This is a genomic window from Chryseobacterium sp. HNCC26DJ240 (assembly GCF_057180485.1).
In genome coordinates, this window is sequence record NZ_JBXUGK010000005.1 from 49,288 (window position 1) to 65,610 (window position 16,323).

Sequence of the window (16,323 nt, forward strand, 5' to 3'; positions counted from 1 at the left end):
TGTTCTATGTAATATAACTAAATACATATTTAAGATTCAACAGATTGCTTCGTTCCTCGCAATGACGTTAACTACGAAATCAACTCCATAATCTCCAGCGCCACTTTCAAAGCTTCAGTCCCATCTTCCAAAGAAACTTCTACATTTTTCTCCTGAAGAATGGCATCTGCAAAAGAATTCAATTCATCCAAAATGGCATTATTCGCCTGAATATTAGGATATTCAAATAAAATCTGATTCTTTTCACCTTCAGCATTTTCAATAATCATATCGAATGGCGTTGGGTTTTCCGGTGCTTCTTTCATTCGGATAACTTCGGCCTTTTTTTCCAAGAAATCTACAGAAATATAAGCATCTTTCTGGAAGAAACGGCTTTTTCGCATGGCTTTCATTGAGATTCTTGAAGTCGTTAAATTGGCAACACAACCATTTTCAAATTCAATTCTCGCATTCGTTATATCCGGACTTTTACTCACCACACAGACACCGCTTGCGTGGATATTTTTTACTTTAGATTTCACCACACTCAACAAAATATCAAGGTCGTGAATCATTAAATCTAAAACTACTGAAACATCGGTTCCACGTGGATTAAATTCCGCCAAACGGTGAATTTCAATAAACATCGGATCCTGAATGTAATCTTTTGCACCAATGAACGCAGGATTATATCTTTCAACATGTCCAACCTGTGCTTTGATCCCGTTTTCACGGCATTTTCTTACAATTTCTTCGGCCTGTTCCAACGTTTGAGTCACCGGTTTTTCGATGAAGAAATGAAGTCCTTTTTCAATTGCTTTTAAAGCATAATCGTAATGATAAAGTGTTGGCGTTACAATATCCAGCATCTCAATCTGATCCAGCAACTCATCAAAATTTTCAAAATATTTGTACCCGAATTCTGCTTCCAGTTTTCTGCCGTTTTCTGCATCTTTATCGTGAAAACCTACAAATTCATATTTATCTGACTGATTAAGAAGCCTCAAATGGATTTTCCCCAAATGACCTGCACCTACCAAACCTGCTTTTAACATAGCTTTATTAAATTTTTGTAAATATAAAAGTTTAATTTGAAAAAATGATTTGAGATTTAAGGTTTGAAATTTGAGATTCGATTCGGGGTTCGGGGTTCGGGATTCGACGTTTATTTAATTTTATTATTTAATCGTCACTTGGAATTTTGAAAATTGTATCATGAAATGCGTTGGTTTAATTTCGAAAAAATCACGGCAAAATTTCAAATCACAAACTTCGAATTTCAAATGAAATCATTATTTTTGCTCAATGCAGGATTCATTTGTACATAAGGGAAAGAGGAAGAATTTGGTTGAATATCTCAGACGCAGCATCGGGATCTGTGACGAAAACGTTTTGGCTGCCATCAACCAGGTTCCCAGACATCTTTTTATTGAAAGTATTTTTGAAGATTATGCCTATGAAGACCGCGCTTTTCCTATTGCGGCTCACCAGACGATTTCGCATCCTTCCACAGTTGCAGAGCAGTCTGAACTTCTGGAAATAAAGGAAGGTGAAAAAGTTTTGGAAATAGGAACCGGATGTGGTTACCAGACTGCAGTTTTAATAGCAATGAAAGCCTTGGTTTACACTATTGAAAGACAGAAAGACCTTTTTGATTTTTCTAAAAAGAAATTGCGAGAAATGAATCTCTACCCTAAATTTCAAAGTTTTGGAGACGGCTTTGCAGGTTTGCCGACTTTTGCTCCTTTCGACAAAATTATCGTGACTTGCGGAGCTTCGGTTTTGCCTACAGAATTATTAAAACAGCTTAAAGTAGGCGGAAAAATGGTGATTCCATTGGGGCCGACCGATCAGCAGGTTTTGTACAGATTTTCCAAAATTTCTCCCACGGAATTTGAGAAAGAAGAATTCGGTGCCTATAAATTTGTTCCGATGCTGAATAATACCAATCAATAAATATGATTAATCCTGATATTCTTGATTACATTGAAAAACAGTCAGATTCAGACAAAGAAATCTGCGATATACTTTCAAAAATAATTGATGCGGAACTGAATGATGCAGAAAATAAAATCTGGCATGCTCATCCCGTTTGGTTTCTGGAGGAAAATCCGATTGTAGGTTTCAGCAGACAGAAAAAGGGAATTCGCCTGATGTTTTGGAGCGGAAAATCTTTTAATGATGAAAAACTGAATGTAGAAGGCGAGAAATTTGAGGATGCTTCAATATTTTTCAATGATAAAACTGAGATTAACGAAGTTGATTTGAAGCGATGGCTTAAAAAATCTGTGGAAATACAATGGGACTATAAAAATTTAGTTAAAAGAAAGGGCGAATTGATTAAACTTAAGGGCTAAAATGAGGCGTTCGGAATGATAATTGAATTTAAAAGTTATCTGAAAATTAATTTAAAATAACACTAATACACCTCATCATTAAAAAGTGAGGTTTTTTATTTGAACACACCATAAATTATGAGAGTATTTGTAAACAAAAGAATTCCTGAAATTGGAATAAAGATAATGCAGGAGAACGGGCTTGATGTATTCATTCCCGAACATGATAACCTTTCGGATGAACAATGGCTGAAATATTGTCAGGATTCTGATCTTATTTTAAATGTCGGCTTCCATAAATTTGACAAGGATTTTTTTGACCAATGCCCGAATCTGAAAGCCATTGCGCTACTGTCGGTTGGTTTTGATCATGTAGATATCAAAGAAGCCAATGCCAGAAACATCCCTGTAGGAAATACTCCGGATGTTTTGAGTGTAGCCACGGCAGATACAGCTTTTCTTTTGATGCAGTCGGTAGCAAGACGCTCTAGCTTTTATTTTGAAAGAGTAAAAAACGGAGATTGGGGAGATTTTGATCCACTTTTTGCACTGGGTCAGGAACTTACGGGCAAAACTTTGGGAATTTTTGGTTTGGGAAGAATTGGTTTTGAAATGGCTAAAAAAGCGAAATATGCTTTCGGAATGAATATCATTTACCACAACAGAAATCACAACGAAGAAGCGGAAAAAGAGCTCGACGCAAAATACGTTTCTTTTGACGAATTGGTAGAGCAATCTGATGTTTTGTCTATTCATGCTAATTTTAAGGCTGAACAAAGTGAACTTTTCAACGCTGAAGTTTTCAAAAAAATGAAGCCCAATTCTATTTTCATCAATACTGCAAGAGGTGGTTTTCAAAATGAAAAAAATCTGTATGAAGCTTTAATCAGCAAGCAAATTTGGGGAGCCGGGCTAGACGTAACCAATCCGGAGCCGATGAGTAAAGAAAATCCGCTACTACAGTTATCAAATGTCTGTGTACTTCCACACATCGGTTCAGCAACCGAAGAAGCCCGAAACGGAATGGCAAAACTTGCAGCAGAAAATCTGGTCGCTTTCTCAAAAGGCGAAAAAATGCCAACCTGCGCGAATGAGGAGGTATATTTATGATGAGTAATGAGCAATTGGTAATTAGTAATAGGTGATGATTGATGATTGATGATTGATTATTTATAGATTTATAAATCTTCGAATCTCTGTTACTTGGTTTTTTTTACTTTTTCCTTGGATCTTAAATACGACTTGGCTCTTTTAACTTTTTACTTGGCTCTTTTGAAATTGGACTCATTTTTGTCTTGAACTAAACATCACAAAAAATAAAATTATGAAAACAGAAGACAATGCTGCAGAGCAAGAAAGAAAGCTCGATGAGATGGATTACAATCCTGGTGAAGATATTTTCAACAGGGAAGAACACATCCCTTTGGATGGAGATGGAAACCCAATTTTAAATCCCGGCCATGTAAATGATGGTATGCCTTACGGACTAGATATTCCGGGTGCGGAAGATGACGACAATTTTGAACAGATTACGGATCAGTTACCCGCAGAAGAAGACGATGTTTACAATATCGCTGATGACGAAGAAGATCTATTTGAAGATGAAGATGATTTGATCGATGACATGGAAAATGAAGAGGAGGATGAGAATTATGAAACCGAAGATGAAGATGAAGATGAAGAAGATGATATTGATAATTAAATCATTATAAAATTATAAATTCAATATAAGCAAAAACAAAGGCTGTCTCCATAAGGACAGTCTTTCTTATGTTAATTCATTTTTAAATAATTATAAATAAATATTTATGAATATGTAATTAATATTTTAAAAGTTATAAATTTGCAAAATATCTAATCATAACTAGATTTAATTAAAAAATAACTAAAAAATTTATTTTTAATGAAAAGAATTTTACAAATTATATATTTTTTCACCTGTTTTTCAGTTTATTCTCAAAATAACTTAAATGTATTAATTAAAGATAATACAGGAAACGAAAATTTTCATGTAACCTGCACCAATGATCTCAACGCAAACGGTTGCATAACACTTCATGCAGAATATCCTGCTATCAAACAAACCACATCTTACGTCCTTACACAAGGAACTTACACTCCCGCAATTCCACTCAATCAGGGAACTTCGCTGAATGCTAATTTTGATGATACATTTACTCAAGCCATCAATCTACCGTTCAGTTTTTGTTTTTTTAATCAAAATTTCAATTCATTAGTAATTGGCTCCAACGGAATGGTCACTTTCGACGCCACCCAGGCAGGTAAAATCAATTTCCCAAACGTCAACTGGCAAAACCCAAACACTTCACTTCCAAAAAATTCAATTTTCGGAGTTTATCACGATATGGTTTTTTCGGCTGCCGATCAGTCTGAAATTTACTATTCAACGATCGGGACAGCGCCCAACAGAAAATTTGTTGTGAATTTTTATGAAGGAAGAATGGCCGGATGCACCGAAAGATCATCTTCCCAGATCGTACTGCACGAAACCACTAATATCATTGAAGTTTTCATTGATAAAAAGCTCATCCCATGCGCAACAAGAAAATTTGAAAATGCTCTTGTGGGAATCATCAATGACAGCGGAACTTTGGGCTACTCCCCTGCATCAAGAAACACAGGGAACTGGGAAGCACAGCAGGAAGCATGGAAATTCACCCCCTCAGGAAACGATATTACACCTGAAGTGATCTGGAAAAATGCGGCCGGACAAACCCTTGCCACGGGAATTCAGGCTACACTTTGCCCGACTCAAAATGAAATTTACACCGCTGAAGTCAATTTCAACACCTGCGGAAACAGTGTTTTGACGCTGACAGATACTTTTAATCTTACTTTTGACCCGACTTATCCGACTGCGATTAATTACAGCCAGACTTTTTGTGGTAATAATCCAATCAATCTTAATTTAGATAGTTTTAAATCTAATTTAACTTCACAAAATCCATCCAACTTTAATTTTACTTATCATAATAGTTTACAGGATTCACAAAACAATGTAAATGGATTATCTAATTCTTATTCTTTAAATTCCAATAAAATCATTTACGTAAGGATTCAAAACCCAAGTACAACCACGTGTTTCAGAGTAGCGACACTGACCTTAGGGTTTTTCACAAAAGAGCTTCTTACCAGTTCAGTAATTCTTTGCGACACCAATAATGACGGAATTGAGACTGATTATGAATTAAGCCTTTTAAACAATTCACTATTGGCACCCGGAAATACTTCTATTGTTTATTTTTCATCTCAAAATAATGCTCAAAATAATACAAATCCGATCACTGTAGCTACTATTTCTGCAGGAACACAAGTCTGGCTGAGGGTTCAGGATGCCAACTGCACATACGTTCTCGGACCTGTAACTTTTTATTTTAAGCCTGGCGTAAACGCTCACGGAATCAATTACCCACTGACGATTTGCGACATTAATGATGACAATAATGAACCTTACGAATTTGCCATTAACATGGGACCTCTCATCAGCACGCAGCCAGGAGCAATTTTCACGCCCTACTCCACGTACGCAGCAGCTTATTCGGCTCAGGGACCGGTTTTACAGACAATAAAAGAAGGTATCTATCCTGTTTTCATCAGAGTTCAGATTCCGGGAGGCTGCTTTACGGTTGTTCAGGTGAATATGAATGTTACTTTCACAAAAATAAAGGCCAATCATAAAAACGAATACATTTGCTTCAACGGAACTGAAGATATTACAGTAAATCTCAACACACTGTCTGCAAATATGCTTTTGGATCCTCTTACAGTGCCTGTTACAGAATTTTATGCAACTTCAGACAATGCATTTTATGCGGTTGACCCAATTTCACCTACTCAAACTATTACAGACAACGGAAATTTAGTTTCACAGACTTTTTATGTAAGATTCGAGCAGAGTGATGACTGTTTTACGGTACGCCCAATTACTATCAATTTAGTTCATCCTGTTATTGTCAGTTCCAACTTTACAGTTTGTGATTTTAATAATGATAATTCGGAAAATGTAAATTTAGATCAATTTTCAGCTTCCATTGTCGGCAACCAAAATGCGACAACTACATTTTATAGTTCTCAAGCCAATGCACAAGCGGGAACAAATCCTTTAACTACAGTCAATTTAAATGGTTCTCAGCAATATTTTGTAAAAATAAATTCTTACAACTGTACACAAATCTATCCTTTCACAGTAGGTCTAGTTGCAACACCAAACGTTAATCCGAATGTCAATGTTGTACTCAATAATATCTGCGACAATAATAATGACGGGGTAGAAAATTACAATCTTACGCTGGCTCAACCGCAGATTTACTCCGGATCTTCAGCTGTGACATTTACGTATTATCAAAATTACAACGCTACAAATCAGACATTTTCCAATGAGATAACCAATCCTAGTGCTTATCCTATAACAGGAAATACGACTGTTTATGTCAAAATTCAATTTAATTCAGGTGAATGTTTTTCAGCTTCAAAACTCACCATTCAAATGAATTTTCTTCCTGTAGTTGTTTTGACGAACAGTGCTGTAATCAACAGATGTGATGAAGATTTTAATTTAAGTGAAACTTTCACACTTACAGATGCGATTCCACAGATGTACAACCCTGCACAGAACACGTATGCTTTATCGAATATAGATGTGAAATTTTATCACACACAAGCAGAAGCCAACGCAGGAAACACAGCCAATCAGATTGGAAATACTTTAGTAACTGATATTTCCAGCGTGCAGGTATGGGCAAGATTTACCGCTAAAACGACGGGCTGTTTTTCGGTAGCTCCTTTGCAACTGAACACTTATTTCCCACCTAAATCTATTAATTCTACCTTAAAAATATGTGATGAAAACCTTGATGGAAATTATGAAGTCAACCTGATGAATTTTACGAATCAATACGTCGACCTTCCAAATTCCATGAATACATTCAGCTTTTATCTTACTCAGCAGGATGCCCAAAACATGGTCAATGAAATACAGAATCCTACTCTGTTTGCTGTAAATCCTTTCCCTGCACAGATTTGGGTTAGAGTAATGAATATTCCCGGGTGTGACGATATTGCCAGCATCAACTTTATATTTGGTGACAAACTGATTATCCAGCCGGGACCTTTCCTGCTTAATAATGTCTGCGATCAACTCAATGATGGAATTGAGACTGTAAACCTTACTCAGTTTCAAAATCAAATTTATTCAGGAAACAATCCAACTTTTACCTACTATCCTTCTTTAGCTGACCTTCAGGCGAATTCGAATATAATTTCAAATCCGAATGCATATACTTTTAATCAAAACACAGGCTCTGACATCATCTTTGTAAAAGTGGAAGCACCTGGACTTTGCCCAGAATATACAACCATTAAAATCAGCCTCAAAAAAGTACCTGTTTTTCAGATTCCGACGCAATATTTCTGTCCGGATGGCAAATTCAGTTATACTTTAAAAGTAGAAGGACACACTATTGTAAGCTACGTCTGGACAAATCCTGCAGGTCAGGTCGTATCCAATTCAAACACCATTACGGATATGAATATGGTTGGAACTTATTCCGTTACCGTAACTGCAGATAACGGATGCTCGTACACAGCGACATTTGAAGCAAAATACTATGATGTTCCCGTGATTCAGCAGATGGTTGCAAACGGAAACACCTATACAATCACAGCAACAGGTTCACAGCCGATTGTTTATTCAATTGACGGCATCAACTGGCAGGAAAGTAATGTTTTCATGAATCTTCCAACAGGAATTACCACATTTTATGTAAAATATCTCGAAGGAAAATGTATCGTAAAACAGGACGGAGTAATCCTGGATATTAAAAACGCCATCACACCTAACGGAGACGGCATGAACGATAAATGGATCATCAAAAATCTTCACGTTTTCGGAAAGAAAATGACGAATGTAAAAGTATTTGACCGTTATCAGTTCAAGATTTTCGAACAGGATACCAACACTCAAATCATTTGGGACGGAACGATTTCCGGAAGGCCAATCCCGTCATCAAGTTATTGGTATGTTATCACACTACCCGACGGCAGAAGCTTTACCGGTTGGATCTTGGTTAAGAACACAAATTAATTATATATATTGAACGATAAAACCTCACTTTTGTGGGGTTTTGTTGTTTTGTACTTTGCCAAACTTATTCTTTGGAGCATGAGAATTCCCCTCCTTTGGAGGGGTGGATTCGATTGAAAATCGAAGACGGGGTGGTTATGCGCGATTTAATTCATTAAAATTTCCACTTTCTAAAAAAATACTTATCTTTCATTAAACACTTACACAATGAAAGAAATACTCACAGAAATAAAAGGAATTCCCATCTACAAAAATTCCGTTTACAATCTTCCATACAATCCCAATTTAAAGAAATTGCTATCGCAAAAAAGAAAAGCCGGAATCTTAAATGAAGTCATATTCTGGAAAAAAGTTCGGGCAAAAACATTTCATAAAATTGATTTTGACAGACAGAGAATCATTGGAAATTATATTGTTGATTTTTATGTAAAAAATCTTGGCTTAATCGTAGAAATCAATGGTTCAAGCCATGATAAAAAAGAGATTTATGATGGCATCAGACAAGATTATCTGGAATCATTGGGATTGAAAATGTTCAGAATTTCAGATTTTGATATTAAAAACAATCTGTGCGTAGTTATGAAAGAACTGGAAGATTTTATTATCAAAAACTATAGCATGTAAAATTCCTCTCCTCTGGAGGGTTGGATTCAATCAAAGGGAAAAAGTAAGGGTGGTTTAATTGCGCATAAACCAACCCGTCAAAAAATCAAAGATTTTTCGCCACCCCTCCAAAGGAGGGGAATTTTCATCGCCCCTTTATATTCTCTTTCTTTATTTGCAGGGATTTTCTAATTTGAATATCTTTAAAACCTTAATTAATTTCAAATATCAACCTGTCATCCTGAGCTTGTCGAAGGATCTAATGTAAGTACATAATGACATTTAAAGAACAAATACAACAAGGAATCCCAACAGAATTACCACAGCCAAAACCATACGAAACCCAAATCAACCACGCTCCGAAACGTAAAGAGATTTTATCCGAAGAAGAGAAAAAACTCGCTCTGAAAAACGCTTTACGTTATTTCGAACCAAAATTACACGCAGAATTGTTGCCGGAATTTAAAGAAGAACTGGAAAAATACGGAAGAATTTATATGTACCGCTTCCGTCCCGATTATGAGATGAAAGCGAGAGACATTGCCGAATATCCAGGAAAATCTGAGCAGGCAAAAGCCATTATGCTGATGATTCAGAACAATCTGGATTATGCCGTGGCTCAACATCCTCACGAACTGATTACTTACGGTGGAAATGGTGCGGTGTTCAGCAATTGGGCGCAGTATCTTCTGACGATGAAATATTTGTCGGAAATGACAGACGAACAAACATTAACAATGTATTCCGGTCATCCGATGGGATTATTTCCTTCGCATAAAGATGCACCGAGAGTAGTCGTGACCAACGGAATGATGATTCCAAATTATTCCAAGCCGGATGATTGGGAAAAATTCAATGCGCTGGGTGTTTCACAGTATGGACAAATGACTGCAGGATCTTATATGTACATCGGTCCGCAGGGAATTGTGCACGGAACAACGATTACCGTTTTAAATGCTTTCAGAAAAATTAATAAAGAACCAAAAGGCGGATTATTCGTTACTTCAGGTTTAGGCGGAATGTCCGGAGCTCAGCCAAAAGCCGGAAATATCGCAGGTTGCATTACGGTGATTGCGGAAGTGAATCCAAAGATTACCAAAATCCGTCACGAACAGAAATGGGTGAATGAAATCCACGAAAATCTGGGTGAACTGGTGGTAAGAGTAAGAAAAGCTCAGGAAAATCGGGAGACGGTTTCTTTAGCTTACCTTGGAAACATCGTCGATATCTGGGAGAAATTTGATGAAGAAAATTTAAGAATCGATATCGGTTCAGACCAGACTTCGCTTCACAATCCTTGGGCGGGCGGTTATTATCCGGTCGGGCAAACCTTTGAGGAATCGAATACGATGATGGCAGAAAACCCTGAGTTATTTAAAGAAAAAGTTCAGGAAACCTTGAGAAGACACGCTTCCGCCATCAATAAACATACAGCAAAAGGAACTTATTTCTTCGATTACGGAAATGCTTTTTTACTCGAAGCTTCCAGAGCCGGAGCCGATGTAATGTCAGACAATCCTACGATTGGAAGGGAGTTCAAATATCCTTCGTACGTTCAGGATATTATGGGGCCGATGTGTTTTGATTATGGTTTCGGACCGTTCCGTTGGGTTTGTACCAGCGGAAAACCGGAAGATTTACAGAAAACCGATGATATTGCGTGTGCCGTTTTAGAGGAAATGATTAAAACATCGCCGGAGGAAATTCAGCAGCAGATGAAAGACAATATCACGTGGATAAAAGGCGCTCAGGAAAACAATCTGGTCGTTGGTTCGCAGGCGAGAATTCTGTACGCCGATGCGGAAGGGAGAATGAAGATCGCTGAAGCCTTCAACAAAGCCATTGCCAACGGAGAAATCGGAGCGGTGGTTTTGGGAAGAGACCATCACGATGTTTCGGGGACGGACTCGCCGTACAGAGAGACTTCCAATATTTATGACGGCTCGAGATTTACGGCAGATATGGCGATTCACAATGTGATTGGCGACAGTTTCCGTGGGGCGACCTGGGTGAGTATTCACAACGGTGGTGGCGTTGGCTGGGGCGAAGTGATCAACGGTGGTTTCGGGATGTTGCTCGATGGAAGCGATGATGCCGACAGAAGATTAAAATCAATGCTTTTCTGGGACGTCAACAATGGAATTTCCCGCCGAAGCTGGGCAAGAAATGAAGGTGCTGTTTTTGCGATTAAAAGAGCAATGGAAGCCGAACCAAATTTGAAGGTGACGTTGCCGAATTTTGTGGATGAGAGTTTGTTTTAAACGTCATTGCGAGCAAAGCGAAGCAATATGTTGAACTTGCTTAATAAGCTCGAAAGATTGCTTCGTCCCTAGCAATGACAGAAAATAGGAAACCTGCTGTGAGGCAGGTTTTATTGGTTATAATGATTTCGATTATATTCTAATTAATTTTTATGTTTGCTCAGGGATCGCAAACCATTAAATCCACGTTGTTTTATTTAGAAAGAAATGTACTAGCAATCTTCATTATACCAGAAACAATTTCAACGAATTTTTCACCTTTAAATATTTTTTCTACTTTTTCTTTAAACAATTCTTCTGAATCGAAAACTTCAACCTTTGGGGTAAAGGGCCAATTCGGATCTTCAACATTTTCAAATATATTATCAGAGACTTCCAACTTAACAGGATAAATTTCTATATCATATCCAAACTTAAACACAGTCATTCTGTAATCAGGTATAAATTCGCTATATAATATTACCTCAAATTGAAATAGAGTTTCTAAACTTGAACTTAAACGTCTACTATTCGCAGCTTTTTTAATTCCAAGATCAGCTAGCCCTTTTGTTGCTTTTGAAAATCCTTCAAGTAGTGAATTTACAGTACTTTCGGGTAAATCAACTTTCTTTTCTTCAAATTGGTTCCATTCCATATCTATTTTATTTTAAATTTATAATGTAAAGGTAGATGATCAGATATTTCTAATCTAAATGTTTCCTGGTTTAAAAATACATTATTTTCTGTTTTTTCTATCACTGAAATGAATTCATATTCTAAATGATCCTTTAATTTCAAACTTATCAAGACCTGATCTAAAATATGATGTTCCAAGATATCGTATGAAGTCGCAGATGGTCTTTGGTAATAATGAGTTCCTGGAAATTGATTACGACTAAATAATTGCCAAGTAGGATTATAGTACAGTGATTTTTTTATCTGCAAGCTTGTTATGCTATTTCTGGATTTACTAGCATTTGTCGCACCAAATCCATCAAAATCTATCATTGACTTATCGTAAGGACTCATGTTAAAGTCTCCAATAAATATAATATCCTTTTCAGTTGAATCACCAATTTCATAATCAATCGACTCTCTCAAGTTTCGAATATAATTTTTCAAGGATTCAAGTGATTGGTACATTTGAGAAGGTAAGTGTACTGCAATGATATTAATATCATTCTCTGTCTTTACTGATGTATAATATTTATTTTGTAAAGATAAATTTAAGATTATTAATTTCTTTTTAAGAATCTTAACTCTGTCACACCCTGGATTTTCGAAAATTTCATAATTAATTTTTTCAAAATCAATTTGTAAGATTTCGTCACTAACTTCAGAAATAAAGAATATATCAGGTTCATGTTCTATTATTATTTCTAAAATCGCTTGTTGATTAGTTGTTTTATTGGTATTCCAATAAATTATTTCCATAATTAATAATACAATTTTAAATAATAATATTATGCAGTGATTTATTAATCTTTTGGTTCAAATATAAGGAAACCCTAGTCATAATAAAATTTAATTTCAAATATTTTTACAAACAACTAATTTACATTTCCGTTTATTTACAACAATCTGCGATGGTCTGAGCATCTTGCTCGTACTAGAATAATACAATATGAAATATTTATTTAAATATCCCCAATCAAAACCATCCATATCCGTACAACTTCACAATTACACTTAAAACAAACCTCCCAACACCTCCGTTTGTTTAAAACAACCCTGTTTGTAACTTCCGTACTCCTCCGGAAGTCTCCTGCAAGTTGCGGGAAACCTCCGGAGAACTTCTTTGGTTTAAAACAACAGTGTTTGTAACTTCCGGAGCACTCCGTTGGTTTAAAATAAGACTGTTTGCTACCACAGAAGTTTTTTATATATTTGATTACTAATTTATTAATTAAAAAACGCAAACGTATGAAAATTGCACTCACTAAGCTGAGCACTAAAGACCTTGCGACTTTGGCTCAAAGAATTATGACCAACATTCAGTCAGGAAAATATCCTGTGATTTCCAACCATCCTCTTACCGCAACTTTGCAGACTTCCTACAACGAATACGATGCGGTCTACACCAAACAGATTTACAGCGGAAAGGGAAAAGATGTTGCCACGGCAGACCATGAAAGAGATGTCGCTTATACCAGTTTCAAAGCTTTTCTGGATGGTTACCGAAAGCTACAGTCGGCACCCAATTCTCAGTCGGCGGAAGATCTGTACAGTGTTTTCAAAACTTTCGGACTGGATCTCGACCGTCTCAGCTACTCCTCACAAACCGCCCAGATGACCAAACTCATTGAAGCTTTGGAAAGTCAGGATAACCATCAGAAAATTGGCATTCTTTCTGTGAACACCGCATTCGCCGATATGAAAACAAAACACGAAACTTTTGAAACCGTATTTGGCGAGCAGGCAGAAGCCAATGCCGACCTTAGACAGATGACCAGCGCAAGCGCCATTCGTAAGGATTTGGAGAAAAACCTCAAAACTTATCTGAATATGCTGACTGCCATGAAAGATGTATCAGGTTGGGAACTTCTCTACAATGATACCAATGAACTGGTAAAAGCAGCGAAAAATTCAGCGAAACCGAAAGATGAAAAACCATCTTAATTGATAATGACTCGGCTAAGTGCTGAGTTTTTTATTTAAATATGATGAAGCAGATTTGTCGCCCAGTTTGTCATCCTGAAAGGATCTAAGCCCGAATCGCTCCATGCAACTTCTCTAATACTACGTCGAGATCCCTACGGGATGACAAAGTGGGCGTAAATAAATCATAAAAAATAAGCATCATATTTGTCATCCTGTAAGGATCTAAACCCGAATCTTTCGTAGCAATTCTCTAATACTATGTTGAGATCCCTGCGGGATGACAAAGTGAGCGTAAATAAATCATAAAAAATAAGCATCATATTTGTCATCCTGTAAGGATCTAAACCCGAATCTTTCCAAGCGATTCTCTAATACTACGTTGAGATCCCTACGGGATGACAAAGTGAGCGTAAATAAATCATAAAAAAAAGCATCATATTTGTCATCCTGTAAGGATCTAAACCCGAATCGCTCCATGCAACTTCTCTAATAATTATGTCGAGATCCCTACGGGATGACAAAGTGGACGCACAGTTTTGTGGTAATCAGCAGGCATAACCACAACGTTTGTCATTCTGTAAGGATCTGAACCCGAATCTTTCCAAGCGATTCTCTAATACTATGTTGAGATCCCTGCGGGATGACAAAGTGGGCGTAAATAAATCATAAAAAATAAGCATCATATTTGTCATCCTGTAAGGGTCTAAACCAGAATCGCTCCATGCAACTTCTCTAATAATTATGTCGAGATCCCTGCGGGATGACAAAGTGGGTGCAGAAGTGGGTGGATATGAGTTATGATGAAGAGTAAGATTAAGCGTCATGTTTGTCATCCTGCAAGGATCTAACTCCGAATCATTCCATACAGTTTTCTATTACTACATTGAGATCCCTACGCAATGACAAAGTGTGCGTGTGTGTGTGCGTGATTGTGTACAGAGTATGTGGTAAAAATTATTTATATTGGCTTAAATAAAAACAACACATAATGATTGAATTCACTGAAGGAATATACACATTCTATGTTTATATTCTCACTAATAAAAGTAAAACTGTTCTATACACAGGTGTAACCAACAATCTGCATAAAAGATTACATCAACATAAGACGAAATCAAATCCTAACTCATTTACCACAAAATATAATGTAGAATTCTTGGTTTACTATGAAAAATTTGGGTGGATTCAACAAGCAATTGAACGGGAAAAAGAAATAAAAAATTTATGTAGGATTAAGAAATTAGAGTTGATAAGAATTCAAAATCCCAATATGGATTTTTTGAATGATTTGTTTCGACAAGAGTTTTAGGAGTTTTAGTTATCATTGCGGAAGTTTTAAGGGTAAAACATCTCTAATACTACATTGAGATCCCTACGTGATGACAAACTGGGTATAGAAGTAAGTGGAGATTTTTTTTTACAAAAAAATTAACGCAACGTTTGTCATCCTGAAAGGATCTGAACTCGAATCTTTCCAAGCAGTTTTCTAAAACTATGTTGAGATCCCTACGGGATGACAAATTGGACGCACAGTTTTGTGGTAATCAGCAGGCATAACCACAACGTTTGTCATTCTGCAAGAACCTCAACACGAATCGCTCCATGTAACATCTAATACTACGTTGAGATCCCTGCGGGATGACAAAGTGGGGGATAATGATTTTATCTGAAAAAATAGAAAGCTTATTTATCCCCTTTAATCGTAATACCTAAAGAAAATACTGGTTTGGAAAACTGATTTCCATTGAGAAAATCTCCTTTCCCGATGACGTGTTGGTATCCTGCGCGTGATGTCAGATAAATTGATACGCTTTCCTCTGTTATTTTAGCCAGTTTTACAGAAACATCCAGCCCCGCCTGTACATTAAAGAAAATATCCCGGGTAAGTTTTGTAGGAACATCATATTCATTTTCCGTTACGACACCATCGACTTCTGTGTAGCTGATTTCTGTTGTTTTTTCGTCGGGATTCACGAGCCTGAAAAAGTAAAGGCCGGTAGAAAAGTACATGCCAAAAACTACTTTATCACTGCTGATAAAATCATTCTGCGCCAAAACATTAAGAAGAATATGATTGGAACGTGTTCTGTCCGCAGAATAGCCAAAACCTTCATTGTATTTTTTGCTGGTAAAACTGAATGCTCCACCCAAGGAAACCTTGTCATTAATGTAAGAACGTACATTGATATGGGCTGCAGGTTGATATTTATAAATTGTAGGTTGCAGTTCGACTCCCGCGTAGACTGCAATCTTGTCCTGTTGGGCAAAAAATAATGAAGTGGTTAATAAGAATGCTAATAACAGATGTATTTTTTTCATAGGAAGATTTTAAGGTTAACGAAAAAGAATCATTCTTTACTGTTAAGACATTGAAAATAGCAAAAAGGTTGCATTGAACTGAAGTTTTATTGAAAATATTTCCTTGAAAAAGGAGAAATTGAGAGGGAAGCAGGTTTGTTTT

At 36.6% G+C, this 16,323-nt stretch carries 13 protein-coding genes; 9 read left to right on the top strand and 4 right to left on the bottom strand.

Annotated elements, in window-relative coordinates; genetic code table 11:
* Positions 1 to 71 precede the first annotated feature (71 nt).
* Positions 72 to 1,034 carry a Gfo/Idh/MocA family protein gene (locus AC2A1G_RS10830; RefSeq protein WP_484046930.1) on the bottom strand — a complete coding sequence of 321 codons (963 nt, stop codon included), beginning with the start codon at positions 1,032 to 1,034 and terminating at the stop codon, positions 72 to 74.
* A gap of 250 nt (positions 1,035 to 1,284) precedes the next feature.
* On the opposite strand from AC2A1G_RS10830, the gene AC2A1G_RS10835 reads away from it, so the two are divergent.
* The 7 genes from AC2A1G_RS10835 (at position 1,285) to AC2A1G_RS10865 (ending at position 11,282) form a co-directional block, all read left to right on the top strand.
* On the top strand, positions 1,285 to 1,935 hold the full coding sequence (locus AC2A1G_RS10835; RefSeq protein ID WP_484046931.1) for a protein-L-isoaspartate(D-aspartate) O-methyltransferase: 651 nt from the start codon (positions 1,285 to 1,287) through the stop codon (positions 1,933 to 1,935).
* Positions 1,936 to 1,937: 2 nt separating this feature from the next.
* Positions 1,938 to 2,336 carry a DUF1801 domain-containing protein gene (locus AC2A1G_RS10840; protein ID WP_484046932.1) on the top strand — a complete coding sequence of 133 codons (399 nt, stop codon included), beginning with the start codon at positions 1,938 to 1,940 and terminating at the stop codon, positions 2,334 to 2,336.
* A gap of 117 nt (positions 2,337 to 2,453) precedes the next feature.
* Positions 2,454 to 3,425, top strand: a complete 972-nt coding sequence (locus AC2A1G_RS10845; protein WP_484046933.1) for a 2-hydroxyacid dehydrogenase — start codon at positions 2,454 to 2,456, stop codon at positions 3,423 to 3,425.
* 214 nt (positions 3,426 to 3,639) lie between these two features.
* Positions 3,640 to 4,017, top strand: coding sequence for a hypothetical protein (locus AC2A1G_RS10850; RefSeq protein WP_484046934.1), 378 nt, complete (start codon positions 3,640 to 3,642; stop codon positions 4,015 to 4,017).
* A 201-nt stretch (positions 4,018 to 4,218) separates the two neighbouring features.
* Positions 4,219 to 8,418 carry a T9SS type B sorting domain-containing protein gene (locus AC2A1G_RS10855; RefSeq protein WP_484046935.1) on the top strand — a complete coding sequence of 1,400 codons (4,200 nt, stop codon included), beginning with the start codon at positions 4,219 to 4,221 and terminating at the stop codon, positions 8,416 to 8,418.
* A 207-nt stretch (positions 8,419 to 8,625) separates the two neighbouring features.
* The gene (locus AC2A1G_RS10860; RefSeq protein WP_484046936.1) at positions 8,626 to 9,042 is read left to right on the top strand and encodes an endonuclease domain-containing protein; all 417 of its coding nucleotides are present in this window, start codon (positions 8,626 to 8,628) and stop codon (positions 9,040 to 9,042) included.
* Positions 9,043 to 9,296: 254 nt separating this feature from the next.
* Positions 9,297 to 11,282 (top strand): urocanate hydratase, encoded by a 1,986-nt coding sequence (locus AC2A1G_RS10865; RefSeq protein ID WP_484046937.1) that lies wholly within the window; start codon positions 9,297 to 9,299, stop codon positions 11,280 to 11,282.
* 193 nt (positions 11,283 to 11,475) lie between these two features.
* On the opposite strand, the gene AC2A1G_RS10870 is transcribed toward AC2A1G_RS10865, so the two are convergent.
* Together AC2A1G_RS10870 and AC2A1G_RS10875 are read right to left on the bottom strand one after the other, a co-directional pair.
* Positions 11,476 to 11,916, bottom strand: a complete 441-nt coding sequence (locus AC2A1G_RS10870) for a hypothetical protein (protein ID WP_484046938.1) — start codon at positions 11,914 to 11,916, stop codon at positions 11,476 to 11,478.
* A 2-nt stretch (positions 11,917 to 11,918) separates the two neighbouring features.
* A complete protein-coding gene (locus AC2A1G_RS10875; protein WP_484046939.1) occupies positions 11,919 to 12,695 on the bottom strand; it encodes an exonuclease/endonuclease/phosphatase family protein in 777 nt (258 codons plus the stop codon).
* 489 nt (positions 12,696 to 13,184) lie between these two features.
* On the opposite strand from AC2A1G_RS10875, the gene AC2A1G_RS10880 reads away from it, so the two are divergent.
* Together AC2A1G_RS10880 and AC2A1G_RS10885 are read left to right on the top strand one after the other, a co-directional pair.
* Positions 13,185 to 13,880, top strand: a complete 696-nt coding sequence (locus tag AC2A1G_RS10880; protein WP_484046940.1) for a DUF6261 family protein — start codon at positions 13,185 to 13,187, stop codon at positions 13,878 to 13,880.
* Positions 13,881 to 14,850: 970 nt separating this feature from the next.
* A complete protein-coding gene (locus AC2A1G_RS10885) occupies positions 14,851 to 15,171 on the top strand; it encodes a GIY-YIG nuclease family protein (RefSeq protein ID WP_484046941.1) in 321 nt (106 codons plus the stop codon).
* Between the two features lie 374 nt (positions 15,172 to 15,545).
* On the opposite strand, the gene AC2A1G_RS10890 is transcribed toward AC2A1G_RS10885, so the two are convergent.
* Complete coding sequence (locus tag AC2A1G_RS10890) at positions 15,546 to 16,181, bottom strand: hypothetical protein (protein WP_484046942.1); 636 nt, start codon at positions 16,179 to 16,181, stop codon at positions 15,546 to 15,548.
* Between the last annotated feature and the right edge of the window lie 142 nt (positions 16,182 to 16,323).

Bases quoted from the DNA above. Each gene is read 5' to 3' on its own strand.
- AC2A1G_RS10830 (WP_484046930.1), bottom strand. From the start codon at position 1,034: ATGTTAAAAGCAGGTTTGGTAGGTGCAGGTCATTTGGGGAAAATCCAT.
- AC2A1G_RS10835 (WP_484046931.1), top strand. From the start codon at position 1,285: ATGCAGGATTCATTTGTACATAAGGGAAAGAGGAAGAATTTGGTTGAA.
- AC2A1G_RS10840 (WP_484046932.1), top strand. From the start codon at position 1,938: ATGATTAATCCTGATATTCTTGATTACATTGAAAAACAGTCAGATTCA.
- AC2A1G_RS10845 (WP_484046933.1), top strand. From the start codon at position 2,454: ATGAGAGTATTTGTAAACAAAAGAATTCCTGAAATTGGAATAAAGATA.
- AC2A1G_RS10850 (WP_484046934.1), top strand. From the start codon at position 3,640: ATGAAAACAGAAGACAATGCTGCAGAGCAAGAAAGAAAGCTCGATGAG.
- AC2A1G_RS10855 (WP_484046935.1), top strand. From the start codon at position 4,219: ATGAAAAGAATTTTACAAATTATATATTTTTTCACCTGTTTTTCAGTT.
- AC2A1G_RS10860 (WP_484046936.1), top strand. From the start codon at position 8,626: ATGAAAGAAATACTCACAGAAATAAAAGGAATTCCCATCTACAAAAAT.
- AC2A1G_RS10865 (WP_484046937.1), top strand. From the start codon at position 9,297: ATGACATTTAAAGAACAAATACAACAAGGAATCCCAACAGAATTACCA.
- AC2A1G_RS10870 (WP_484046938.1), bottom strand. From the start codon at position 11,916: ATGGAATGGAACCAATTTGAAGAAAAGAAAGTTGATTTACCCGAAAGT.
- AC2A1G_RS10875 (WP_484046939.1), bottom strand. From the start codon at position 12,695: ATGGAAATAATTTATTGGAATACCAATAAAACAACTAATCAACAAGCG.
- AC2A1G_RS10880 (WP_484046940.1), top strand. From the start codon at position 13,185: ATGAAAATTGCACTCACTAAGCTGAGCACTAAAGACCTTGCGACTTTG.
- AC2A1G_RS10885 (WP_484046941.1), top strand. From the start codon at position 14,851: ATGATTGAATTCACTGAAGGAATATACACATTCTATGTTTATATTCTC.
- AC2A1G_RS10890 (WP_484046942.1), bottom strand. From the start codon at position 16,181: ATGAAAAAAATACATCTGTTATTAGCATTCTTATTAACCACTTCATTA.